Below are 22,092 nucleotides of genomic sequence, written 5' to 3'. Positions count from 1 at the left end.
AGAAGGGGGCGGCCGGGACGGCCGCCCCCTTCTTGTCCGGTCAGTTGAACAGGACCCGCAGCGAGAAGTCCGCCTCGGTGGCGCTCTGCTTGCCGCTCAGCCCGACGGCCCGCAGGACCTGCACGTTGGCCTTCTCGTCGCCCTCCATGCTCTGCAGGTACAGGTGCTCGACCTTGTCGAGGTCCACGAAGAGCGCGAAGGTGGCCTCGCCGGCGTCGGGGATCGCGGTCTGGAACGTCTCGGAGTCGCCCAGCGTGCCCTCCTCGGCCAGCTTCTTGGCGTACTCCTCGCTCGTCGCCGCCGTGAAGACGCCGTCACCGGGCACCTTGGCGAGCTGCGGAGCGGGCTGCCCGCTGGCCGCCAGCGCCTTCTCGATCTTGCCGACGACCGCCTGGGCCTTGGCCGGGTCGGTGACCACCCGGACGCCCGCCTTGATCTGGTCGCCGTCCAGGCCCTGGCTGTCCACCGCGACCGTGAAGTTCTTGCCGAGCACCGTGGCGAGGTCGCCGGGCAGGTCGAGGCCGAACTTGGTCCTGGCCTGGTCGAGGAGCTGCTGCACCTCGGCGCCGCCGCCGGCCGCGGCCGACTTCTGGATCTGGGCCCACTGGCTGGTGATCATCTGGTCCAGGCCGGAGACCGACAGGGCCCCGGCGGTGCCGGCGGGCAGCGTGCCCAGGGTGGCGGGCTGGAGGTCGTCCGAGGTCACGCCCTTGGCGCCCCTGACCAGGCCGGCCAGCTCGACGTAGGCGCTGTCGAAGCGCAGCGCGCCGGCGAACCGGGCGTCCTTGATGGGCTCGATGCTCGCGGCCTGCTCGGCGGGGATGGGGGTGAGCTTGGCCAGCGCGCCCATGTCCGCCCAGAACGACAACACGCCCTGCTCGCCGACGTCGCCCATGTCGTCGTTGAACTCGCTGTTGTCGGCGAGGGTGGCCTCGCCCTTCGCGAACTTGTCGGCCAGCGCCTGGGTCGAGGACAGCAGCGCGTAGTCGTCGCGGAAGGCGATGCCGTACTTGTCGCCGTCCATGAGCTTGGCGATGCCCGCCTTGGCCTGCGCCTGGTCCTTGACCTGCACGGCCACCGCGAAGTCGGGCTCGGACTTGCCGGAGGGCACGGCGGCGAAGCCGACCCTGCTGCCCAGCCACGGGTCCACGTCCTTGGCGAAGTCCACCTTCTTCTCGCCGCTGTCGTTGACCAGGTTGAACAGGGCCTGACGCGGGTCCTCGCCGGTGAAGGAGCCCTTGGTGACCGTGAACTTCCTGGCGAGCTGGAACAGCGCCAGCTTCTGGTTCGCGGCCGGGTCGAGGTCGAGGCGGGCGTAGGCGATCGCGTTGGCGGGCAGGACCTCGTTCGGCTGCGTGCCGCCGCCGCCGATCGCGCCCACGGCCCACACCGCGCCGCCGCCGAGCAACACCACCGCGAGCGCCGCCGCGCCGGCGATCAGCCAGCCCTTGCGGCCGCCCTTCTTCGCCGGCTGGGGCGGGCCGAAGCCCTCGGGGCCCTGCTGCTGCCAACCTTGCTGCCCGTACTGGTCCTGCTGCTGCCAGCCCTGCTGCTGGTGCTGCTGCGCGTAGGGGTCCTGCTGCGGCCAGCCCTGTTGCTGGGCGTGCTGGTCCTGCGGCGGCCAGGTCGGCTGTTGTTGTTGCTGCTGCTGTTGCCAGCCCTGCTGGGCCTGGCCGCCGTACGGGGCGCCGTAGGCGGGCTGCTGGCCGTAGGCGGATTGAGGGCTGTAAGCCGGCTGCCCGTACGAAGCCCCCTGCCCCGGCTGCGGGGCCTGCTGACCATACGGCTGCTGGTACGGCTGCTGCTGCTCCTGCGGCTGGTCCCAGCCTCCTCGGTACGCCGTGGTGCGCTCAGGATCCTGGCCAGGTGGGGGATTATTCGCAGACATCACTCAACTCACAATGTGGACTTTTGACCACAGAGAAGGTAGCTGATGTTGCTAGATGGCCGCTTGCAATGTGCTGAAGTCGGGATCAGGCCCGGTTCAGCTCTTTTTTCAGCACATCGAGGTGGACTTCGCCATCTGTCCAGTCCGTCACGCAGGCCCAGGGGACGAACGTGCACCCGGCGTAGACCGTCCGCGCCAGCGTCTTGGACAGCCAGGGCGAGCGGCCCTGACGGTCGCGGGTGAGCCCGAGCAGCACGGGCGCCCGCCGTCCCGAGACCACCAGCCCGTAGACCGTCTGGCTCTGCTGGAGGCCGCCCCTGTGCTTGTGCGCGCGGATGTCGACCACGTGACCGACCCAGATCCCGTTGGAGTCCCACACCGACTGACCGATGAGTTCGGTGACAGTTGCCATGATCGAACTGTCCCATCCGGGTGGTGTTTCCGCAGGTAGGCGCGCTGATGGCGGAACGGCGTGGTGCGAACGCCGCAGCCCCGCGTAAAGTGGGGGGACTACTAGAATATAGTTCCGTACGGTGAAGGCAGGGCGGGATGACCAAGTTCGACGAGGCCACACAGGCGATCAGGGTCGACGAGACCACCTATGACGTGTGCCTCGACCCCGGATACTCCATCGGCGGCCCGCTCAACGGCGGCTACCTTATGGCCGTCGTCCTGCGCGCCGCCGTGGACGCCTCGCCGTTCGAGCACCCGGTGAGCACCACCTCGCAGTTCCTCAAGTCACCGGTCGCCGGCCCCGCCCAGGTCCGGGTCGAGCCGCTGAAGTCGGGCCGCACGGCCGCGTTCGCCAGAGCCACCCTCGTCCAGGACGGCGTGCCGCAGATCGAGAGCCTGATCACCACCGCCACCCTGACCGGCGCCGACCCCGTCTACACCGACGCGCCCTCGGTCGTCATGCCGTCCGTCGAGGAGTGCGTCAAGCTGCCCGACCCCAAGCCCGAGAACAACATGACCCTCAACGCCCAGATGGACATGCGCTTCGACCCGCCCACCATCGCCTGGCTGGCCGGCGAACCGACGGGCAGGCCGGAGTCGCGGGCGTACTTCAGGATGGCCGAGCCGCAGGACGCCGACCCGTACGTGCTGGCCCTGGCCGTGGACGCGCTGCCGCCCGTGGTGTTCTCCGCCGGCGCCCGCGGCTGGGCGCCCACCGTCGAGCTCACCTGGCACCTGCGGGCCCTGCCCGCCCCCGGCTGGCTCACCCTGATCGGGAGCGGCCGCCTCATTTCGGACGGCTGGTTCGACGAGGAGGTCGAGGTCTGGGACTCCGCGGGCCGGCTCGTCGCCCAGTCGCGCCAGCTCGCCAGGGTCGGAAGGGGCTGATGTGAGCAACCCGACAGTCGCGCCTTCATCAGGTGTGAGCATTCTTACGCGGTGTTGATCGAGCAGGTCGCCTACCCTCTAGAACGTGCCGGACGAGAGTATTGGGATCTTCGACAGCGGGGTGGGCGGCCTGACGGTCGCGCGCGCGATCATCGACCAGCTCCCCCACGAGTCGATCACCTACGTGGCCGACACGGCCCGCCAGCCGTACGGGCCGAAACCCATCGCGGAGCTGCGCGCCTACGCCCTTGAGGTGATGGACCACCTCGTCGAGCAGGACGTCAAGATGCTCGTCATCGCGTGCAACAGCGCCAGCGCCGCCGTGCTGCGCGACGCCCGCGAACGCTACGACGTGCCGGTCGTCGAGGTGATCCAGCCCGCCACCAGGCGCGCGGTGCGCGCCACCCGCACCGGCCGGGTCGGCGTGATCGCCACCCAGGCCACCATCACGTCGCTGGCCTACCACGACGCCTTCACCGCGGCCCCCGACGTGCAGCTCACCGGCGTGGCCGCGCCCCGGCTGGTGGAGTACGTCGAGCGCGGGGAGACGATGAGCAAGGAGCTCATCGACGTCCTGCGCGACTACCTGGAGCCGATCAGGGCGGCCGGCTGCGACACGCTCATCCTCGGCTGCACCCACTACCCGCTGCTCACCGGCGCGATCTCCTACGTCGTCGGCGACGGGGTCACGCTGGTCTCCAGCGCCGACGAGACGGCCAAGGACGTCTACCGGATCCTGCACGACCGCGGACTGGCGGCGGGAGGCGAGGCCACCCCCCGGCACCGCTTCCGCGCCACCGGCGACTCCCAGCTCTTCGCCCGCCTCGGCAGGCGGTTCCTGGGCCCGGAGATCGACGTGGTCGAAGTCGCGCCAGTGGGGGGTACTACCTTTAGCGGGAGGCCCACATGAAGGTGACCATCGTCGGATGCTCGGGCAGCTACCCCGGCCCCGACAGCCCCGCGTCCTGCTATCTCGTCGAGGCCGAGGGGTTCAGGATGCTGCTCGACCTCGGCAACGGGTCGCTCGGCGCGCTCCAGCGCCACATCGGCCTCTACGACGTGGACGCCATCTGCCTGTCCCATCTGCACGCCGACCACTGCCTCGACGTCTGCGGCTACCACGTGGCCCGCACGTACGGGCCCGACGCGCCGTACCCGCCCGTGCCGGTCTACGCGCCCGAGGGGGCGCCGGCCCGGCTCGCGGCCGCGTACGGGATGCCGGACGAGCCCGGCCTGGAGACCGCCTTCGACTTCACGCCGCTGTCGCCCGGCTCGTTCGAGGTGGGGCCGTTCGTCGTCACCGCCGGCCTGGTGAACCATCCGGTCGAGGCGTACGGGTTCCGGGTGGCCAGCGACGACGTGTGCATGGCGTACTCGGGGGACACCGGGGAGTCGGCGGAGCTGGTCAAGCTGGCCGCGGGGGCCGACCTCATGTTGTGCGAGGCGTCGTTCGTCGAGGGGCCCGACCTGCCGCCCGACCTGCACCTGACCGGCCGTCAGGCGGCCGAGCACGCGGCCAAGGCCAACGCGGGCAAGCTGGTGCTCACCCACCTGGTGCCGTGGAACGACAACGCGAGAGTGCTGCAGGACGCGTCGAGGGGCGGCTACGCCGGGCCGATCGAGCTGGCCCGCAGCGGCGCGGTCTACGACCTGGCCTGAACGTCGTCGAAGTCGCGTAATCGGGGCAGCGGCGAGAACAGCAGCGGCACGAACGACACGACCCGGCCGATCATGAACACCCATAAGGCCGTCCGCACGCCGAACTGCTGGGCGACGATCCCGCCGAGCAGCGCGCCCAGCGGGACCGAGCTCCACATCAACGACCGGAACGAGGCGTTGACCCGGCCCAGCAGCTGCTCGGGGACCGTCGTCTGCCGGTAGGTGATCTGGCCGACCGTGCTCAGCGCCGCGCTCCACGACAACGCGATCGAGGTGACGGCGAAGAACGCCACCCGCCAGTCGGCCTGGGTCATCGGCAGCAGCAGGGCGAAGGGCGCCGGCACGGTGAGGGAGAGCCAGGTGATCCTGGCCGTGCCGACCTTCCTGGCCAGCAGCGCGCCGAGCAGGCCCGCGGCCACGCCGCCGAACCCGCCGGACATGAGCAGCACGCCGATGAGACCGGGCGCCAGCCCCACCTCATCGGCCAGGAACAACACCGACAGGCCGAGCACCGCGCCGACCGTCAGGTTCGTCAGCACCGAGGACGCGGCGAACATGCGCAGCAGGCGGTCGCGCCACACGTGGCGCAGCCCCACGCCGATGCCGCGCAGCAACGGCTCGGGCTCGTTCGCGGCCGGCGGCTTGTCCGGGGTCTTGATGGTGCTGAGGAACAGCGCCGACGTCAGCGAGCCCAGCGCGGTGGCGAACATCGTGAACGGCGCGCCGACGAGCTGCACCAGCAGGCCGCCGATGCCCGGCCCGGCCAGGAAGCTGCCGGAGCGCACCACCTCCAGCTTGGAGTTGCCGTCGCTGAGCTGCCGCGTGCTCACCAGGCTGGGCAGGTACGTCTGGTCCGCGACGTCGTTGAACACCTGCGCAGCACCCGCCAGGAAGGCGACCGCGAACATCATCCCGATCGACAGCAGGCCCAGGTGCGCCGCCAGCGGAATGCTCGCCAGCAGCACGAACCTGGCCAGGTCGGTGACCATCATCACGCGGCGCCGGCGCATCCGGTCGACCCACACCCCCGCGGGCAGGCCGAGCACGAGGAACGCGGCGGTCTGCAGCGCGGACAGCAGAGCCACCTGGGCCGGCTGCGCGTGCAGCGTGACGACCGCCACCAGCGGGAGGGCCACGCGCGAGATATTCGCTCCCAGTTCGTTCCCCACGTGCGACGTCAGGAACCGGAGGAAGTCAGGGTTTCGCAACACCCCCGTTGTCATTGCGTAAGGATCCATGTGTCGGACACATTTGGTCAAGAGTGTCGTGCCGCGGAGATAGGGTGATCTGCATGTCCCGACAGGATGGCCGCAACCCCGACCAGCTACGCCCCATCACCATCACCCGGCAGTGGCTGGCGCATGCCGAGGGTTCGGTCCTCGTCGAGTTCGGCGGCACGCGGGTGCTCTGCGCGGCCTCGGTGCAGGACAGCGTGCCGCGCTGGCGCAGGGGCAGCGGGCAGGGCTGGGTCACGGCCGAATACGCGATGCTGCCGCGGGCGACCAATACCCGTAATGATCGGGAATCGGTCCGCGGCAAAATCGGCGGGCGCACGCACGAGATTTCCCGGTTGATCGGAAGATCACTTCGCGCGTGCGTCGATTACAAGGCTCTGGGCGAAAACTCCATTGTGCTCGACTGCGACGTTCTCCAGGCCGACGGCGGCACCAGGACCGCCGCGATCACCGGCGCCTACGTCGCGCTCGCCGACGCCGTCGCCTGGATGAAGGCGCGCAAGATGTGCCCGGGAGACCCGCTGATCGGCTCGGTCGCGGCCGTCTCCGTCGGGGTCGTCGGCTCGGTCCCCATGCTCGACCTGTGCTACACCGAAGACGTCGCCGCCGAGACCGACATGAACGTCGTGATGACCGGCGAGGGCGCCTTCGTCGAGGTGCAGGGCACCGCCGAGGGCGTGCCCTTCGACCGCGCGGCCCTCGACCAGCTGCTCGACCTGGCCGCCGCCGGGTGCGAGGAGCTGACCCTGATCCAGCAGGAGGCGCTGAGCGCATGAAGATCGTGCTCGCCACCCGCAACCCGGGCAAGATCGCGGAGCTGCGGCGCATCCTCGCCGGGTTCGAGATCGTCGGCCTGGAGGAGTTCCCCGAGATCGGCGAGGTCGCCGAGACCGGCGTCACCTTCGAGGAGAACGCGCTGCTCAAGGCGCACGCCGTCGCCAACGGCTCCGGGCTGCCGGCCGTGGCCGACGACTCCGGGCTCTGCGTCGACGTGCTCAACGGCATGCCCGGCGTCTTCTCGGCCCGCTGGTCCGGCCGCCACGGCGACGACCAGGCCAACCTCGACCTGCTGCTCGCCCAGCTCTCCGACGTGCCCGCCGAGAAGCTGTCGGCGCACTTCGCCTGCGCCGCCGCGCTCGCGCTGCCGTCCGGTGAGCACCGGGTGGTGGAGGGCACGCTGCCCGGCCACCTGATCACCACCCCGCGGGGCACCAACGGCTTCGGCTACGACCCGATCCTGGTCCCGCTCGGCCACGACCGCACCACCGCCGAGCTGTCCCCTGACGAGAAGGACGCCATCAGCCACCGGGGCCGCGCCTTCCGCGCGCTGGCGCCGATCGTGCGCGACATCGTCGGCTCGTAACCACCGCGTAAGAACCTGCTGACCACGGGCGACGTAACGTCGTACCGTGCAGAAGAACGAGACGGTGCCCGCCTGGGCCGGCGCCCTGGCGGGGCTCACGGCGGGCGCGCTGGCGCTGGGGATCGCGCAGCTCGTCGCCGGGCTCGCCGGTCCTGAGACCTTTCCGGTGGTGGCGGTGGGGGACACCGTCGTCGACCTGACGCCGGCGCCGGTCAAGGATTTCGCGATCAACACGTTCGGGGAGAACGACAAGACCGTCCTCATCGGGGGCGTGCTCGTGGTGCTCGCCGGGATCGCGGCCCTCATCGGCGCGCTGGCGCGGCGGCGGCTCGCGTACGGGTACGCGGGGCTGGCCCTGTTCGGGGTGGTGGGGGTGGCCGCGGTGCTCACCCGTCCTGGGGCGGCGGCGGTGGACGTGCTGCCCACGGTGGCCGGGGTCCTGTGCGGGGGGCTGGCGCTGGGGTGGCTGCTGCGGCGCGCGGGTAGTGGTCGCCGTACGGCCACGGCGGGTCCCGAGATCGGTGGCGCGGGCGGTGTCGGCGGCGAGGGCTCCGAGGTCGGTGCGGGCGGTGAGGGGGCTGTGAAGCGGCCGGCTGTGATGCGGGCCGGGGTGGGGGAGCGCGGTTTCGACCGGCGGCGGCTGATCACCGGGGTGGCGGGCGGGATCGTGGTGGCGGGGGCGTCGGCCGCGCTGGGCCGCCAGCTCGGCGGGCGGCGGGAGCTGGCCGCGACGCGGGGGAACCTGGCGCTGCCCAGGCCCGCGACGCCCGCCCGCCCCCTTCCCCCCGGTACGGACTTCCGCATCCCCGGCCTGTCCTCCTTCACCACGAAAAATCAGGACTTCTATAGGGTTGATACGGCGCTCGTCGTCCCCCAGGTGGACCCGCGCGCCTGGCGGCTTCGCATCCACGGCATGGTGGACAGACCGGTCGAGATCACCTACGCCGAGCTGCTGAACCTGCCGCTCACCGAGGCCGACATCACCCTGACCTGCGTCTCCAACGAGGTGGGCGGCCCGTACGTCGGCAACGCCCGCTGGCTCGGCGTGCGCATGGCCGACCTGCTGCGCCGTGCCGGGCTCCAGCCGGGCGCCGACATGCTGCTGTCCACCTCCGACGACGGCTTCACCTGCGGCACGCCCGTGGACGTCGTGATGGACGGCCGCGACGCCCTCTTCGCCATCGCCATGAACGGCGAGGCGCTCCCGTTCGAGCACGGTTTCCCCGTCCGCCAGGTGGTGCCCGGCCTGTACGGGTACGTGTCGGCCACCAAGTGGGTGGTGGACGTGAAGGTGACCCGGTTCGACCAGGACCAGGCGTACTGGACGCCACGCGGCTGGGCCGCCAAGGGGCCGATCAAGACGGAGTCGCGCATCGACGTCCCGAAGAGCGGCGCCTCGCTCAAGGCCGGGCGCACGACCATCGCCGGGGTGGCGTGGGCCCAGCACACCGGGGTGGACGCCGTCGAGGTGCGGGTCGATCGGGGCGAGTGGCGGCAGGCGCGGCTGGCCGCCGTGCCGGGGCCCGACACCTGGCGGCAGTGGGCGCTCGACTGGGACGCCACCCCCGGGGAGCACATGATCGAGGCGCGGGCCACGGACGCGGCCGGTCACACCCAGACCGAACGGCAGGCGCCGCCCGCGCCCGACGGCGCCAGCGGGTGGCCGGCCGTGACGGTCCAGGTGGCCTGATTCGCGGACGTTTGCGCAGGTAAAGCCGTTCCCCCTGACGGATAATCTTCCCCACTTCCCCCTCTCGGACGCGACGGCGGCCCTACGATCGGTCGTCCAAGCAGGACAGGAGGCAGGACGTGGTCCGCGAACGCAAGTCGAGCGTCCGAGGGGTCCTTCCGGAGGGGCAGTACAACCCGGTGGTGGGGGAGGGGGTCCGGTGGCTCGACTACGAACGTGCCGCCGAGGACGTGCCCGGCGAAGCGCCCGCCACGACCGAGGTCCCCTCCTCCCGTGAGGGCACGGCCCCCTTAACGCCCGCCGCCTCCAGCGCCCCCGACGAGGAGCCGCCGCCACCCGGCCTCCGTACGCAGGCCCTTCCTCCTTCCCGCCCGTCCCCCCAGCCCGCCGCAGCCCCCGCCCCTGGCGTGGCCTCCGCCCTGGACGTGCTCACCGGTCTCGCCACCCGCCCGGCCCCGGCCCGCGCCGGCACGCCGTACGGCCTGACGTTCAGCCTGAACACCCTCAACCGCCTCGCCCTCCCGGACGAACGGGAGGACGCACGTCCCGGCCTGCCGCCGACGGATGTGCCGGACGGTCCGGCGCCGCCTGCCACCGAGCCGACCGGCTGCGACGCCGACGCCGGCGCGGCGACCGACGGGCAGACCGCCACAGAAGTGCCGAACGCCGGGGAGACGCGGACCGGCACGTCCGGACATCGGGAGGGGCGTCCTGACGCGCCTGACGCCCGGGAGCTCCCGGAGGAGGCGGCGTCGCGCACGACGGCTCACCCGGCCCGCGATCCGCAAGGAGCCGCACCCGCGCCGGCCGCCCCGCGCGAGATCGGCCTGAACGGAGCCACCCCGCAGGCAGGCGCGGCACGCGGAAGCGACCTGCGGGAAGCCGCCCCGCAGCCGGGCAGCCCGCGTGCGGCCGGTCCGGGCAAGGGCGGCCCGCCTGGGGCCGGGCCGGACGCGCGGGAGCCAGGGGAGTTCCCAGGGGGCGGGACCGGTGGGCCGGAGACACCCGGGGGAGCGGTGACGCGGGGGTTCGGGGCGGCGGTCAGCGGGATGCGGCGGCTGGAGTTCGGGGAGAGGGACGGGGCCTGTGGTGCGGACGGACGGCATCCGCTGGAGGCCCGGATCGACCGGGCGAGGAACCGTGCCGCCGTCGACTGGTTCGAGGGCGAGCGGCGGCCGCCGAGGCTGGCCGACAGCCGGCCGTACGGACTGCCCGGCGGGCTGGCACAGCCCGACCCGCAGGTGGAACGGGAGCTGAGGCAGGCCCTGGAGCCCGGCACCCGGTTCCCCGACCCGCGCGGCACCTGGGTCCGGCTGATCAACGGCGGCGGCCCGGCGGACGACCCGTTCCGGGCCTCCAACGCCGCCGACTGCGCCCTGGCCGTGCTGTCCACCTGGCACGGCGAGCCCGCCACCGCCGCCCCCAGGCTCCCCGAGTACGACGGGATCGGCCGTCCGCTGCTCACCGGCGAGAAGGGCGGAGCGGCCCGGATCGAGCGGTGGACCGGCCAGCGGTTCCAGTACGCGGGCCAGGGGCGGCACGCCTACCCCATGATCGCCCGGCGGTTGCTGGAGGCCGGGCACGGCGCGAGCGCGGTCATCGTGGTGCGCTGGCCGGGCGGCGGGTCGCACGTCTGGAACGCGGTCAACTCCGGCAGCGAGGTGATCTGGATCGACGCCCAGCGCGGGCACATGTCGGTCGAGCCGCCGTACGCGACGGTGACGGGGGTGTTCTGCATGATCCTCGACCGGCAGGGGCGGCCGCGATGAACATGGACCAGGCCAGGGCGCTGGCGGAGGAGTACGTCAACGGGACGCGTCCGCCGGACGAGCCGCTGTCGGTGGGCCTGTACGGCTTCCACGACGGGTACGTCGCGTGGATCCGGGAGCTCGACCCCGACGACCCCACCACCCTGCCGGACACGGTCGGCGGGGCGTGCATCGTGATCGACAAGGCGTCCGGGGAGGTCGTGGTGCGGCCGCTGCTGGACCCCGAGACCGTCGCCGAGCTCTGGCCGGGTCGCACCCCGCGCTGACCCGTGGCACACGCGGGGCCGGGCGCCGCCCCCATGGGGCGCCCGACCTGGCGGCACGTACGTGGCCGCCCCCCATGGGGCGTCCGACCTGGCGCCCGACCTGGCTTCTGGTCTGGCGGCACGTATGTGGCCGCGCGGCCTCGGCGTCCCCCACGACACCCGTCCCATGAGGCCGCGCAGCCCCTGCGCGTACCCTCTATCCTGATTTTTCGCTTTTATTCGCTTTTATCAGGGATTAGCCCGTAGCCAGCGAGCCGACGATCGACGCCCTGGCCGCCCGCCGGGCCGGCACCACGGCGGCCAGCACGCCCGCCAGCCCCGAGAGCACCACGAACAGCGCGATCTGCCCGAGCGGCGCGGAGAACACCGCACCGGGCAGCATCGCCCGTACCGCGGCCCAGCCGAACACGCCGCCGAGCACCACGCCGACCAGCGCCCCGATCAGGCCGAGCAGCAGCGCCTCGACCGAGAGCATCCGCCGCAGCTGCGGCCGGGTCAGCCCGAGCACCCGCAGCAGCGCCGACTCCCTGGTGCGCTCGTGCACCGACAACGACAGGGTGTTGGCGATGCCGAGCAGCGAGATCAGGATCGCCAGCCCGAGCAGCCCGGTCACGATCATGAGCAGCATGTCCAGGGTCTCGTCGAACTGCCCGCGCACCTCGGTCGAGCTGGCCATCTGGACGGTGGGATGGGCCGCGATCGCGGCCTTGACCACCTGGCGGGCCTGGTCGGTCGCGACGCCGTCGCGGATGTTGATCATCACGCGGGAGTCGGGCACCCGGTCGTAGTAGGTGTCGAACGGCCGCTCGGCGACGGTGAGCGGCGGCAGGGTGGAGTTCGTCCCGGCGAGGACGGCGACCACCTTCAGCGGCACGGACCCGGCCAGCTCGGTCTTCACCGTGACCGTGTCGCCGACCTTGACGCCCAGGGCGGAGGCCGCGTAGTCGAGCAGTGCGACCTGCCCGGCCGACAGGCCCGCCATCGAGCCGGACAGCACCTCGGGGGTGACGGTCCCGTGGTAGGTGCCGATGTCGAAGCGCCGGTCGCCTACCTTGCCCGGGGTCTCGCGGATCTGCAGCACCGAGGCCAGCTCGGGACGGCCGCGCAGCTTCTCGGCCACCGACCTGGGCACCCCGCTGTCCCGCACCTGGCCGGCCAGCATGTAGTCGACCGGGAACTGCTCGTCGAGCTTGTTCCACACGGTCAGCCGGGTGGAGGCGCTGAGCACCGAGATCAGCGTCATCAGCGTGACGCCGATGGTGAGCGCGACCGTGGTGGTCGCGGCGCGCCGGGGGTTGCGGGCCGAGTTGTCCAGGGCCAGGCGTCCGGGCACGCCGAACAGCTTGGCCGGGATCCAGCCCACCACCGCGCTCAGCGGCCCGACCAGCACCGGCCCGAGGATCAGCACGGCCAGGAAGACCAGCGCGCCGCCCGCCATCACGACGAAGAGCGTGCTCGTCTCGCCCGCCGGCAGCCCCGCCACGCCGTACGCGGTCAGGCCCGCCCCGGCCAGCAGGAACAGCCCCGCGAACACCGAGCGCAGCAGGCCGGTGCGGAAGTCCTGCTCCTCCGGCTGGGCGCGCAGCGCCGCGACCGGCGGCACGCGGGTGGCCGCCCGCGCGGGCAGCAGGGCCGCGAACAGGGTGACCACCAGGCCGACGGCCAGACCGATCCCGACGGTGGCCGGCGTCAGCGCGACCGCCGCGTCCGTGGGCATGGGGGCGTCGAACGCGGCCAGCAGCGTCAGGGCGAGCATGGCCAGCCCGTAACCGGCCAGCAGGCCGAGCGCGGAGGCGAGCAGCCCGACCGCGACCGACTCCAGCACGATCGAGCCGAACACCTGCCCGCGGGTCGCGCCGATGCAGCGCAGCAGCGCCATCTCCCGGGTGCGCTGCGCGACCAGGATGGTGAAGGTGTTGTAGATGACCAGCGCGGCCACCATCATCGCCACCGCCCCGAACAGCAGCAGGCCGATGGTCAGCGTGCGCATCGACAGCCCGGCCGAGGCCGCCAGGTCGTCGGCCAGCTCCGTGCCGGACTTGACCTCGTAGGCGTCGCCGAGCGCCGCGGCCACGGCCTGCTTCAGCCCGGGGGCCGAGCCGGCGACGTCGATCTCGCGGTAGCCCTTGGCGCCGGTCATGCGCTGCGCGGTGGCCGCGGTGAAGCCGACCGCGCCGGTGAAGGAGAGCTCCTGGTCCACTCCGGGGTCGAGCAGGCCGACCAGGCGGAACTGGTGGCGGGCCTGCTTGCGGTCGAGCACGGTGATCGTGTCGCCGAGCCGCAGGCCCTGCGACTTCGCGGTGTTCTTGTCCAGCACGGCGGCCTGGTCGTCGGTGCCCGGGCCGGTGCCCGCGACGATCGCGGTGCGGTCCAGCGGGCCGGGGACGATGGACAGGGCCGTGGTCGGGCTGCTGCCGACCGCCCTGCCGTCCTTGCCGAGCAGCGGCGCGGGGTCGCGGATCAGGCCCTGCGCCTCGGTCACGCCGGCCAGGGCGCGCACCCGTTCCAGGGCCTTCTCCGGCAGCACGCCGTCGCGCTCCTTGGGCAGGACGGCCACGTCCACCTTGTCGGCGTCGGCGGTGACGCGCTGGGAGAAGCCCGCCTGGATGGTGTCGTTCAGCACGAACGTGCCCGCGATGAAGCCCACCCCGAGTGTGATCGCCAGCGAGGTGAGCAGCAGCCTGAGCTTGTGCGCGCGCAGCCCGGCCAGCGCCGTCTTCAGCACCTCAGCCCTCCAGCTTCACGAGCGTGTCCAGGACGGCCTGCGGCGACGGCGAGGTGATCTCGGTGACCAGCTCGCCGTCGCGCAGGAACACCACCCGGTCGGCGTAGGCCGCCGCGACCGGGTCGTGGGTGACCATGACGATGGTCTGGCCGAGCTCGCGGACCGAGGTGCGCAGGAAGGACAGGATCTCCGAGCCGCTGCGCGAGTCCAGGTTGCCCGTGGGCTCGTCGGCGAAGATCACCTGCGGCTTGCTGATCAGGGCCCTGGCCACGGCCACGCGCTGCTGCTGGCCGCCGGACAGCTCGGTCGGCCGGTGCCCGAGCCGGTTGCGCAGCCCGACGGTGTCGATGACCCGGGCGAACAGCTCCTCGTCCGCCTGCCGGGCGGCGATGTCCAGGGGCAGCCTGATGTTCTGCTCGGCGGTCAGCGTGGGCAGCAGGTTGAACGCCTGGAAGATGAAGCCGATCCGCTCCCGGCGCAGCAGCGTGAGCTGCCGGTCGGCCAGGCCGGTCAGCTCGACGTCGCCGATGTGCACCGTGCCCGAGGTGGCGGTGTCCAGGCCGGCCAGGCAGTGCATGAGCGTCGACTTCCCGGAGCCGGACGGGCCCATGATCGCCGTGAAGGCGCCGGTGGCGAAGGCCACGTCCACGCCGCGGAGGGCGTGGACCTGGGCGTCGCCCTGGCCGTACACCTTGGTCAGGGCCTTGGCCACCACCGCGGGCGGTGCCGCGCGCCAGGACTCGGTGAGGGTCACTTTCACTCCTTGTCGCAATTTCTCGTCGCGACCCACGTTAGGAGTGGAAATTTCAGGAATTGTGGGCCCTGAGGAGGGACTTCGTGTAGGACCTCAGACGACCCTCGTCAGCCTTTCGGCCGATGCGAGGGCACGACGAGCCCCGCCTCGTAGGCGTACACGACCACCTGCGCCCGGTCCCGCAGCCCCAGCTTGGCCAGCACCCGGCCGAGATGCGTCTTCACCGTGGCCTCGGCGACCTCCAGGCGGCCCGCGATCTCCATGTTCGACAGGCCGCGGGCCACCATGAGCAGCACCTCCCGCTCGCGCGGGGTCAGCTCGGTCGCCGCCGGCAGCTCCTCCACCGGCAACTGGGCGGCGAAGCGGTCCAGCATCCGGCGCAGCGTGCGCGGCGAGACCACGGCGTCGCCCGCGTGCACCTGCCTGATGGCGTTGACCAGATCGGCCGGCGGCACGTCCTTCAGCAGGAACCCGGCCGCGCCCGCCTTGATCGCGGCCAGGGCGTACTCGTCGAGGTCGAAGGTGGTCAGGATCAGCACCTTCGGCCCGTCGATGCGCCTGGTCGCCTCGACGCCGTCCATGCGCGGCATGCGGACGTCCATCAGCACGACGTCCACCTCGACGCGGTCCAGCAGCTCCAGGGCCGTGACGCCGTCGGCGGCCTCGGCCACCACGTCGATGTCGGGCTGGGCGCCGAGCACCATCTTGAACCCGGCCCGCAGCAGCTCCTGGTCGTCGACCAGCATCACCCTGATCATCACGCCGCCCTGGCCGTCGGGAGGCGGGCCAGCACCTCGAAGCCGCCGCCGGTCAGGGGACCGGCCGAGACCGCGCCGCCGTACATGCCGACGCGTTCGCGCATGCCGATCAGGCCGTGCCCGTCCGGGCTGCGCGGCGCGGCGGCCCCCCGGCCGTCGTCGGTCACCCGGACGACCAGCTCCGGCCCGCCGTAGTCGATCTCGACCCGCGCCTGGACGTGCGGGCCGCCGTGCTTGAGCGCGTTCGTCAGCGCCTCCTGGACGATGCGGTAGACGGCGAGCTGCTGCCCTTCGGGAAGCTCGCCGGGCACGCCGCCGATCCGCAGGCTGGCGGGCACGCCGGCGCCGCGTACCAGCTCTTCGAGCTGGCCCAGGCCGGGTTGCGGGGTGTAGTCGGTGCCGTCGTCCTCGTTCTCGCGCAGCACGCCGACCATCCTGCGCATCTCGGCCAGGGCCGCCCGCCCGGTCTTGGAGATGTTCCGTACGGCCAGCCGGGCCTGCTCGGGGTCGCTGTCGAGGGCGAAGCCCGCGCCGTCGGCCTGCACCACCATCACGCTGACATTGTGCGCCACCACGTCGTGCAGCTCCCTGGCGATCCTCGTGCGCTCGGCCGCCGCGGCCATCCTGGCCTGCTGGTCGCGTTCGCGCTCGGCCCGCTCGGCGCGTTCCTCCAGCCCTTCGAGGTAGCGCCGGCGGGTGTTGGCGTACAGGCCGGCCAGCCAGATGGTGACGACGAAGATCGAGCCGCTGAAGAACATGCCGAAGGTGGCGACGGACCAGTTCACCAGCGCCAGGAAGATCCCCAGCTCGGCCACCAGCCCGGCGGCCAGCGCCCACCGGAACGCGCACTCGGAGGCGACCGTCCACAACGCCACCATGACCGCGAGGTTGGCGGGCAGCGGGTCGACGTGGGCCAGCCACTGCCCGAAGGAGGCCAGTGTGATCACCGCGTAGGCCGCCAGCGGCCTGCGCCGCCACAGCAGCGGCGCGATCAGCAGCACCGAGAGCGCGACGTAGCCCGCCACGCCCAGGTACCGGCTGCCCCCCGCCGGGGTGATTGAGGCGTAGGGGATCGCCAGAAGCAAGCTGAAGACGGCGAGGGGGGCGACCCGCAGGACGCTCACCAGCCCGCCGTGGCGCCTCGACCACGCCCGTACCCTGCCGAACACATCATCACGATATGTAAGCCACGCCGCGGGTTTGTCCGCCTGGAGGGGGAAGTCCACCTACGACCCAGGTCTTACATGGGTCTTACGGGGGACCAGGCATGGTGGTACCTGGGAGCGCCCCTCGCGGGCGAGTAAAGGGAGATCGTGATGGCGGATCATGATCGAGACGCGGGTCGCGCGGTGAAGAGGAAGCACCGCGCGACCCGGCCTCCCGGACGGCGCGCCCCGCGCAGCCGCTGCGTGTGCGGGCGGGGGGACTCGAACCCCCACAGTGTCTCCACCAACAGGACCTAAACCTGCCGCGTATGCCATTTCGCCACGCCCGCGATCCCGCCGAGGCGGGCTGGGAACAGCTTAGCGCTCCGGCCGTGGCCGGGCAGCCTTCCGCGACGACCGCGGGCCCCTGTCGGCGGGGCCCGCGAGCCGGGGTCAGGCCAGGCCGAGCTTCTTCTTGAGCGAGGCCACGTGGCCGGTGGCCTTCACGTTGTAGAGCGCCTGCTCGATCTTGCCGTCGGCGTCGATGACGAACGTCGAGCGGATCACGCCGATCATCTCCTTGCCGTAGAGCTTCTTCGGGCCGTACGCGCCATAGGCCTGGTGGACGGCGAGCTCCGGGTCCGACAACAAGGGGAAGGTCAGGGCGTCGCGGGCGACGAACTTGGCCAGCTTCTCCGGCTTGTCCTTCGACACGCCGAGGACGACGAAACCCTCGCCGGTCAACTGGCTGAGGTTGTCGCGGAAGTCGCAGGCCTGTTTGGTGCAGCCGGGCGTCATGGCGGCGGGGTAGAAATAGAGGATCACCCTCTTGCCGCGCAGGCTGTCGAGGGAGACGGTGCCGCCGTCGGCGGTGGGTAGCGTGAACTCGGGCGCGGCGTCGCCGGGCGCGAGCTTGGTCTCTGTCATGGGCCCTCCTGAGTTCCTCCGGCAAACCTACCGGCCCGGCCGCTGTGCCGTACGGCACGCCGACCTGACAGACTGATCACGACCAGAACGGACGGAGCTCGCGACGGACAACGTAGCGGGCGCGACCACGCGTACGGTCGAAAGGAGAGCCATGGCTGACACCGATCCCGACGAGTTGGAGCGGCGGATCGCGCGCACGCGCGCGGAGTTGGCGCAGACGGTCGACGCCATCGCCGACCGGGTGAGCCCCAAGCGGGTCGCCGAGCGTACGGTCGCCGATGTCAAGAGCCGGGCGGGCCACTTCGTGGCGTCCGTGGGGGACGCCCTCGGGGTGACCGCCCGCCCGGTCGACTACGGCGACAAGCCCGAAGGGGTGTGGGAGGACGAGCAGCCCAACCTGGCGCCGGTGCTCATCGGCGTCGGCGCGGTGCTGGTCGTCGGCGCCGCGATCGTGCTGTTCCGGCGCAGGCGCCGCCGGCGCTGAGCGCGGGTGCCGGGGCCGGGGCCGGGGTCACAGGAACGTCCGGCCCTCGCCCCGGTACGTCGGCACCGACTCGGCCAGGGTGTCGCCGTCCACGAGGTGCAGGGTGTCGAAGCGCTCGCACATCTCGCCCGCCTTGGCGTGCCGGAACCACACCCGGTCCCCGACCCGCAGCTCCTGGGCCGCCTGGCCCAGCAGCGGGGTCTGCACCTCGCCCGCGCCCTCGTCCTGCGCGTACCGCAGGCCGGCGGGCAGGTACGGCTGCGGCAGCCGGCTCGGCCCGGGAGGGCCGGAGGCGAGGTAGCCGCCGCCCAGCACCGTCACCGTGTCCGGCCCCGGCCGCCGGACGACCGGCAGCGCGAACAGGGCCGCCGGACGGCCGGTGAAACGCCGGTAGAAGTCGAACAGCCGCGGGTGGAAGAAGCCCGATCCGGCGGCGACCTCCGTGATCGCCTTCTCCCTGACCGTCGTCTCGATCGAGCCCGTGCCGCCGCCGTTGACGAACTCCAGGTCGGCGACCTGGCGCACGGCGTTCACGACGCGGCCGCGGCGCAGGATCAGCTCGCGGGCCGAGCGGGCCTGCATGACCCGGACGACGCGCGCGAAGGCGGCGTTGCCCGGCGGGGCGTCGCCCACCCCGGCGATCTGCGCCTCGTAGGCCATGAGCCCCACCAGGCGCAGCCCCGGGCGCTTGGCGATGGCCGTGGCCAGGTCGGCGGCCTCGTGGGGCTCGCGTACGGGGGAGCGGAGCGCGCCGGCCCTGAACTTGCCGCCGAGGGCGACGTAGCCGGCGTCCAGGTCGAGGGAGAGCCGCAGCTCGGCTCTGGGATGCACATCCGACACGGCCTGCTCGACGAAGTCGAGCTGCTCGCGGGAGTCGACGGTGATCGCGATCTCGGCGGCGGCCCGCGGGTCGGCGGCCAGGGCGGCGAGCGCGTGCCGGTCGGCCGTGGGGTAGGCGACCAGGATGTCGGTGAAACCCTGCCCGGCCAGCCACAGGGCCTCGGGGAGGGTGAAGGCCATGACGCCGCGGAAGCCGTCCATGGCCAGGATGCGTTCGAGGACCGCGCGGCTGCGCACGGACTTGCTCGCCACCCGGATCGGCTTGCCGGCGGCGCGGCGCACCAGGTCGGCCGCGTTGGCCCGCATGGCCGCCAGATCGAGGATCGCGAAGGGCGGTTCGAGCGCGGCGGTGGCGCGGTCGTAGCGCCGGCGGTCATCCATGTCAGCAGGGTAACGGCATATCGGGCGAATGAATATGAGTGGGGTTCATATTCCTTTCCGGAGCGCGGGAGAGGTTCACTTTCCTTGGTGCGGCCGTAATGATCGGGCAAATGGGCGGCGAGGGCGCGGTCGCGGCCCCCGCGCACCCATGTACGTCTGTCGTTGTGATGACCACGCTTCAGCAGATGGTGCCCGCAGCCATCACCGCCCAGCACCACACCGGGCTGCGCAGGGCGAGAAGGGCGCTCAGACCGGCGCGCACGCTGCCCGGCGCGCTCGTCGCGCTCGTCCTGGCCGCCGTGCTCGGCGCGACGACCGCCGAGGTGGTGACGTCGCTGCTCGGCAAGCCGCTGGGCTGGGTCCCGGTGAACGAGGCGGTCGAGCTGGCCGGCGCGCGGACCTGGCCGCAGGTCTCCTCGGCCGCGCTGCTCACCGCCGGCGCCGGGCTGCTGATGCTGCTGCTCGCGATCGTGCCGGGACGGTCCAGGACGGTCCCGGTCGAGACGTCCGACCCGCTGATCGTCATCGGCATCACCCGCGCCGGGCTGCGGCGCACCCTGCGCGCGGCCGCCCAGAAGGTCAACGGCGTGGACCGGGCCCGGGTACGGCTGCGCCGGCGCACCATCGAGGTCACCGTCGTGACCGGGCCGGAGAGCTCGGGCGCGATGCTCCGGCAGGTCGGCACGGCGGTCGGCGACCGGCTGGCCGGCGTCGGCACGCTCGGCACCGGCGAGGTCGTCGTCCGGCTGCGCAGGAAGGGCGTGTGATGCGGCAGTACACGGGCAACCGCGTCGGCCTGGCCCTGGTCGGCCTCGCCCTGCTCGCCGTGGGCGGCTACGGCTGGCTGCGCGGCCGGGGCCTGCTGTTCGACCTGCCGCGCAACGCCAAGGTGCTGCCCGCCGAGTTCGCCCGCACGCTGGCCGCCGACCCCTGGACGTTGTGGCTGCTGGCCTTCGCCATGCTGATCCTGGCCATGCTCGCCGTGCGCTGGCTGCTGCTCAGCCTGGGCTGGGGCCGCCGGGGCGCGGCCAGCGGCACCGGCACGGCCATGCTGTGCGTGGGCCTCAAGGGCGTGGACGGCCTGGGCCGGGCGGCCGTACGGGTCGCCGACAACGGCCTGCGCGTCGCCCTGACCTGCCCCTCCGACGCGGACGTCGGCGCGGTGGTGACCAAGCTCGACCAGGACATCGTCGGCCGCATCCGCCGTGAGGTGCGCGACGACGAGACGCCTGCGGTCGTCCGCGTGCACGTCCGCCGCCAACCGGCCGAGCGCCGCTGACCAGTCAACCGGCTGCTCGTAGCTGAAGGAAGAAGGCGCGACTCGGCGCCTTCGTCGTCGAATCCGATCGGGAGGTCGTCATTCACCGCATCATCGGCGCGTTCGCCGCCGCAACCCTCGCCCTCGCGCTCGCCGCGCCCGCCGCCCACGCGGCGACGGGCGACGGCTTTCCGCTGATCCCCTGCAAGATCGGGGAAGACGGCCAGATGCACTGCGTGGGGGACCACCTGCCCGGCCTGCTGGCCCAGGCGCTCAGCCCCGCGGTCGGCCTGATCTGCGTGGACAGCCACACCACCACGGTCATCTGCCGCTCATCCGCCTGACACCCGGCTCCCCGGCCCTCTCCCGCGGAGGGGGCCGGGCGGGTCTACTCGTAGTGGTAGCGAGCCTGCAGGACGACGATCTCGTCGTGCAGGACGAGATACACCAGGCGATGCTCGTCGGTGATGCGCCGGGACCAGGCGCCCGCCAACGCGTACTTGAGGGGCTCGGGCTTGCCGATGCCCTCGTAAGGATCGCGCAGGACATCCTCGACGAGCCGGTTGATGCGCTTGAGCACCTGCCGGTCAGCCGTCTGCCAGTGGACGTAGTCCTCCCAGCCCTGGCTGGTGAACGCCACCTTCACCGAGCAGCCTCGTCGCCCAGCAGCTCGTGTCGCTCATGACGCCCTTGGATCGCTTCCTGATAGGACTCGATCAGCCGGCGGGCGTTGGCCGGGGAACGTAGCAGGTAGGCCGTCTCCTGGAGTGCTTCGTACTCCTCTGCGGCCACCAGGTAGGCGCTGCCGCTCTTGGACACGATCTCCACGGCGGTGCGGTCGTTGTTGACCTCCTCGATGAGGGGGAACAGACGACGGCGAGCCTCGCTGGCGGTGATGGACATGGTCGCCTCCTCCGAGTGGTACAACTTCACGGTACCACTCGGAGGCGGGTCAGCACTCGATGACGTTGACGGCCAGGCCGCCGCGGGAGGTCTCCTTGTACTTGTCGAGCATGTCGCGGCCGGTGTCGCGCATGGTCTTGATGGCCTTGTCCAGCGCCACGTAGTGGCGGCCGTCGCCGCGCAGGGCGATCCTGGCGGCCGTGATGGCCTTGTTGGAGGCCACCGCGTTGCGCTCGATGCACGGGATCTGCACCAGGCCGCCGATCGGGTCGCAGGTCAGCCCGAGGTTGTGCTCGATGCCGATCTCGGCGGCGTTCTCCACCTGCTCGGGGGTGCCGCCCATGACCTCGGTCAGCCCGGCCGAGGCCATCGAGCAGGCCGAGCCCACCTCGCCCTGGCAGCCGACCTCGGCGCCGGAGATCGAGGCGTTCTCCTTGAACAGCACGCCGATCGCGGCCGCCGTGAGCAGGAAACGCACCACGCCGTCGTCGTCGGCGCTCGGGACGAACTTGGTGTAGTACGTCAGCACGGCCGGGATGATGCCCGCGGCGCCGTTGGTGGGGGCGGTGACGATGCGGCCGCCGGCGGCGTTCTCCTCGTTGACGGCCAGGGCGAACAGCGCCACCCAGTCCATCGCCTGCAGCGGGTCCTTCTCGGCCGACTCGGCCTGCAGCCGCCGGTGGAGCTGGTTGGCGCGGCGCTTGAC

23 protein-coding genes and 1 tRNA gene are annotated in these 22,092 nt (G+C 72.1%); 11 read left to right on the top strand and 13 right to left on the bottom strand.

Annotation, left to right across the window (positions count from 1 at the left end):
• Nucleotides 1–40: 40 nt before the first annotated feature.
• A complete protein-coding gene (locus ACWCSD_RS12335; protein WP_449914414.1) occupies nucleotides 41–1,888 on the bottom strand; it encodes a DUF3352 domain-containing protein in 1,848 nt (615 codons plus the stop codon).
• 85 nt (nucleotides 1,889–1,973) lie between these two features.
• Nucleotides 1,974–2,300, bottom strand: coding sequence for a hypothetical protein (locus tag ACWCSD_RS12330; RefSeq protein WP_352350122.1), 327 nt, complete (start codon nucleotides 2,298–2,300; stop codon nucleotides 1,974–1,976).
• A 137-nt stretch (nucleotides 2,301–2,437) separates the two neighbouring features.
• On the opposite strand from ACWCSD_RS12330, the gene ACWCSD_RS12325 reads away from it, so the two are divergent.
• From ACWCSD_RS12325 to ACWCSD_RS12315, 3 genes are all read left to right on the top strand, one after another.
• On the top strand, nucleotides 2,438–3,229 hold the full coding sequence (locus tag ACWCSD_RS12325; protein ID WP_364324666.1) for a thioesterase family protein: 792 nt from the start codon (nucleotides 2,438–2,440) through the stop codon (nucleotides 3,227–3,229).
• 85 nt (nucleotides 3,230–3,314) lie between these two features.
• On the top strand, nucleotides 3,315–4,139 hold the full coding sequence (gene murI, locus ACWCSD_RS12320; RefSeq protein WP_387645872.1) for a glutamate racemase: 825 nt from the start codon (nucleotides 3,315–3,317) through the stop codon (nucleotides 4,137–4,139).
• Nucleotides 4,136–4,888, top strand: a complete 753-nt coding sequence (locus ACWCSD_RS12315; RefSeq protein ID WP_357971117.1) for an MBL fold metallo-hydrolase — start codon at nucleotides 4,136–4,138, stop codon at nucleotides 4,886–4,888. Before murI ends, ACWCSD_RS12315 begins: the two co-directional genes overlap by 4 nt.
• Here the strand turns inward: ACWCSD_RS12315 and ACWCSD_RS12310 are convergent.
• Nucleotides 4,873–6,111 carry an MFS transporter gene (locus tag ACWCSD_RS12310; protein WP_449914409.1) on the bottom strand — a complete coding sequence of 413 codons (1,239 nt, stop codon included), beginning with the start codon at nucleotides 6,109–6,111 and terminating at the stop codon, nucleotides 4,873–4,875. The genes ACWCSD_RS12315 and ACWCSD_RS12310 overlap by 16 nt on opposite strands.
• Nucleotides 6,112–6,179: 68 nt before the next feature.
• Between ACWCSD_RS12310 and rph the strand changes: the two genes are divergently transcribed.
• The 5 genes from rph to ACWCSD_RS12285 all read left to right on the top strand — a co-directional run bounded on the left by rph (nucleotide 6,180) and on the right by ACWCSD_RS12285 (nucleotide 11,211).
• On the top strand, nucleotides 6,180–6,899 hold the full coding sequence (gene rph / locus ACWCSD_RS12305) for a ribonuclease PH (protein WP_358283918.1): 720 nt from the start codon (nucleotides 6,180–6,182) through the stop codon (nucleotides 6,897–6,899).
• On the top strand, nucleotides 6,896–7,486 hold the full coding sequence (gene rdgB / locus ACWCSD_RS12300; RefSeq protein WP_358283548.1) for an RdgB/HAM1 family non-canonical purine NTP pyrophosphatase: 591 nt from the start codon (nucleotides 6,896–6,898) through the stop codon (nucleotides 7,484–7,486). Before rph ends, rdgB begins: the two co-directional genes overlap by 4 nt.
• Before the next feature lie 46 nt (nucleotides 7,487–7,532).
• A complete protein-coding gene (locus ACWCSD_RS12295; protein WP_449914406.1) occupies nucleotides 7,533–9,176 on the top strand; it encodes a molybdopterin-dependent oxidoreductase in 1,644 nt (547 codons plus the stop codon).
• A gap of 119 nt (nucleotides 9,177–9,295) precedes the next feature.
• The gene (locus ACWCSD_RS12290; RefSeq protein ID WP_449914404.1) at nucleotides 9,296–10,945 is read left to right on the top strand and encodes a toxin glutamine deamidase domain-containing protein; all 1,650 of its coding nucleotides are present in this window, start codon (nucleotides 9,296–9,298) and stop codon (nucleotides 10,943–10,945) included.
• Nucleotides 10,942–11,211 (top strand): hypothetical protein, encoded by a 270-nt coding sequence (locus tag ACWCSD_RS12285; RefSeq protein ID WP_357971121.1) that lies wholly within the window; start codon nucleotides 10,942–10,944, stop codon nucleotides 11,209–11,211. The genes ACWCSD_RS12290 and ACWCSD_RS12285 overlap by 4 nt, the downstream gene beginning before the upstream one ends.
• A gap of 235 nt (nucleotides 11,212–11,446) precedes the next feature.
• Here ACWCSD_RS12285 and ACWCSD_RS12280 read toward each other — a convergent pair whose 3' ends face one another.
• The 6 genes from ACWCSD_RS12280 to bcp all read right to left on the bottom strand — a co-directional run bounded on the left by ACWCSD_RS12280 (nucleotide 11,447) and on the right by bcp (nucleotide 17,520).
• Entirely contained in the window at nucleotides 11,447–13,936 is a 2,490-nt protein-coding gene (locus ACWCSD_RS12280; RefSeq protein ID WP_449914402.1) for an ABC transporter permease, read from the bottom strand.
• Nucleotide 13,937: 1 nt separating this feature from the next.
• Nucleotides 13,938–14,690 (bottom strand): ABC transporter ATP-binding protein, encoded by a 753-nt coding sequence (locus ACWCSD_RS12275; RefSeq protein ID WP_352350142.1) that lies wholly within the window; start codon nucleotides 14,688–14,690, stop codon nucleotides 13,938–13,940.
• A gap of 107 nt (nucleotides 14,691–14,797) precedes the next feature.
• Nucleotides 14,798–15,448, bottom strand: coding sequence for a response regulator transcription factor (locus ACWCSD_RS12270; RefSeq protein ID WP_397162495.1), 651 nt, complete (start codon nucleotides 15,446–15,448; stop codon nucleotides 14,798–14,800).
• The gene (locus tag ACWCSD_RS12265) at nucleotides 15,448–16,617 is read right to left on the bottom strand and encodes a sensor histidine kinase (RefSeq protein WP_449914399.1); all 1,170 of its coding nucleotides are present in this window, start codon (nucleotides 16,615–16,617) and stop codon (nucleotides 15,448–15,450) included. Before ACWCSD_RS12265 ends, ACWCSD_RS12270 begins: the two co-directional genes overlap by 1 nt.
• Nucleotides 16,618–16,860: 243 nt before the next feature.
• Nucleotides 16,861–16,943, bottom strand: a tRNA-Leu gene (locus ACWCSD_RS12260).
• A gap of 103 nt (nucleotides 16,944–17,046) precedes the next feature.
• The gene (bcp, locus tag ACWCSD_RS12255; protein ID WP_352350148.1) at nucleotides 17,047–17,520 is read right to left on the bottom strand and encodes a thioredoxin-dependent thiol peroxidase; all 474 of its coding nucleotides are present in this window, start codon (nucleotides 17,518–17,520) and stop codon (nucleotides 17,047–17,049) included.
• Nucleotides 17,521–17,671: 151 nt separating this feature from the next.
• On the opposite strand from bcp, the gene ACWCSD_RS12250 reads away from it, so the two are divergent.
• Nucleotides 17,672–18,004 (top strand): DUF3618 domain-containing protein, encoded by a 333-nt coding sequence (locus tag ACWCSD_RS12250; RefSeq protein ID WP_189648887.1) that lies wholly within the window; start codon nucleotides 17,672–17,674, stop codon nucleotides 18,002–18,004.
• Nucleotides 18,005–18,031: 27 nt separating this feature from the next.
• Here ACWCSD_RS12250 and ACWCSD_RS12245 read toward each other — a convergent pair whose 3' ends face one another.
• Entirely contained in the window at nucleotides 18,032–19,225 is a 1,194-nt protein-coding gene (locus tag ACWCSD_RS12245) for an amino acid deaminase/aldolase (protein WP_449914397.1), read from the bottom strand.
• Between the two features lie 185 nt (nucleotides 19,226–19,410).
• Between ACWCSD_RS12245 and ACWCSD_RS12240 the strand changes: the two genes are divergently transcribed.
• Both ACWCSD_RS12240 and ACWCSD_RS12235 read left to right on the top strand, forming a co-directional pair.
• Nucleotides 19,411–19,992 (top strand): DUF6286 domain-containing protein, encoded by a 582-nt coding sequence (locus ACWCSD_RS12240; protein ID WP_352350154.1) that lies wholly within the window; start codon nucleotides 19,411–19,413, stop codon nucleotides 19,990–19,992.
• Nucleotides 19,992–20,504 carry a hypothetical protein gene (locus ACWCSD_RS12235; RefSeq protein ID WP_358283565.1) on the top strand — a complete coding sequence of 171 codons (513 nt, stop codon included), beginning with the start codon at nucleotides 19,992–19,994 and terminating at the stop codon, nucleotides 20,502–20,504. The genes ACWCSD_RS12240 and ACWCSD_RS12235 overlap by 1 nt, the downstream gene beginning before the upstream one ends.
• 367 nt (nucleotides 20,505–20,871) lie before the next feature.
• On the opposite strand, the gene ACWCSD_RS12230 is transcribed toward ACWCSD_RS12235, so the two are convergent.
• The 3 genes from ACWCSD_RS12230 to ACWCSD_RS12220 form a co-directional block, all read right to left on the bottom strand.
• Nucleotides 20,872–21,129: a Txe/YoeB family addiction module toxin gene (locus tag ACWCSD_RS12230; RefSeq protein WP_449914394.1), complete on the bottom strand. Its 258-nt coding sequence runs from the start codon at nucleotides 21,127–21,129 to the stop codon at nucleotides 20,872–20,874.
• The gene (locus tag ACWCSD_RS12225; RefSeq protein ID WP_352350160.1) at nucleotides 21,126–21,386 is read right to left on the bottom strand and encodes a type II toxin-antitoxin system Phd/YefM family antitoxin; all 261 of its coding nucleotides are present in this window, start codon (nucleotides 21,384–21,386) and stop codon (nucleotides 21,126–21,128) included. Before ACWCSD_RS12225 ends, ACWCSD_RS12230 begins: the two co-directional genes overlap by 4 nt.
• Nucleotides 21,387–21,435: 49 nt before the next feature.
• On the bottom strand, nucleotides 21,436–22,092 hold a 657-nt coding region (locus ACWCSD_RS12220; RefSeq protein WP_449914392.1), incomplete at its 5' end, for an L-serine ammonia-lyase.

Source organism: Nonomuraea sp. NPDC001684, assembly GCF_053596515.1.
Note: the sequence above shows the minus strand (reverse complement) of the source record. Positions and strands in the feature narration are given on the sequence as shown.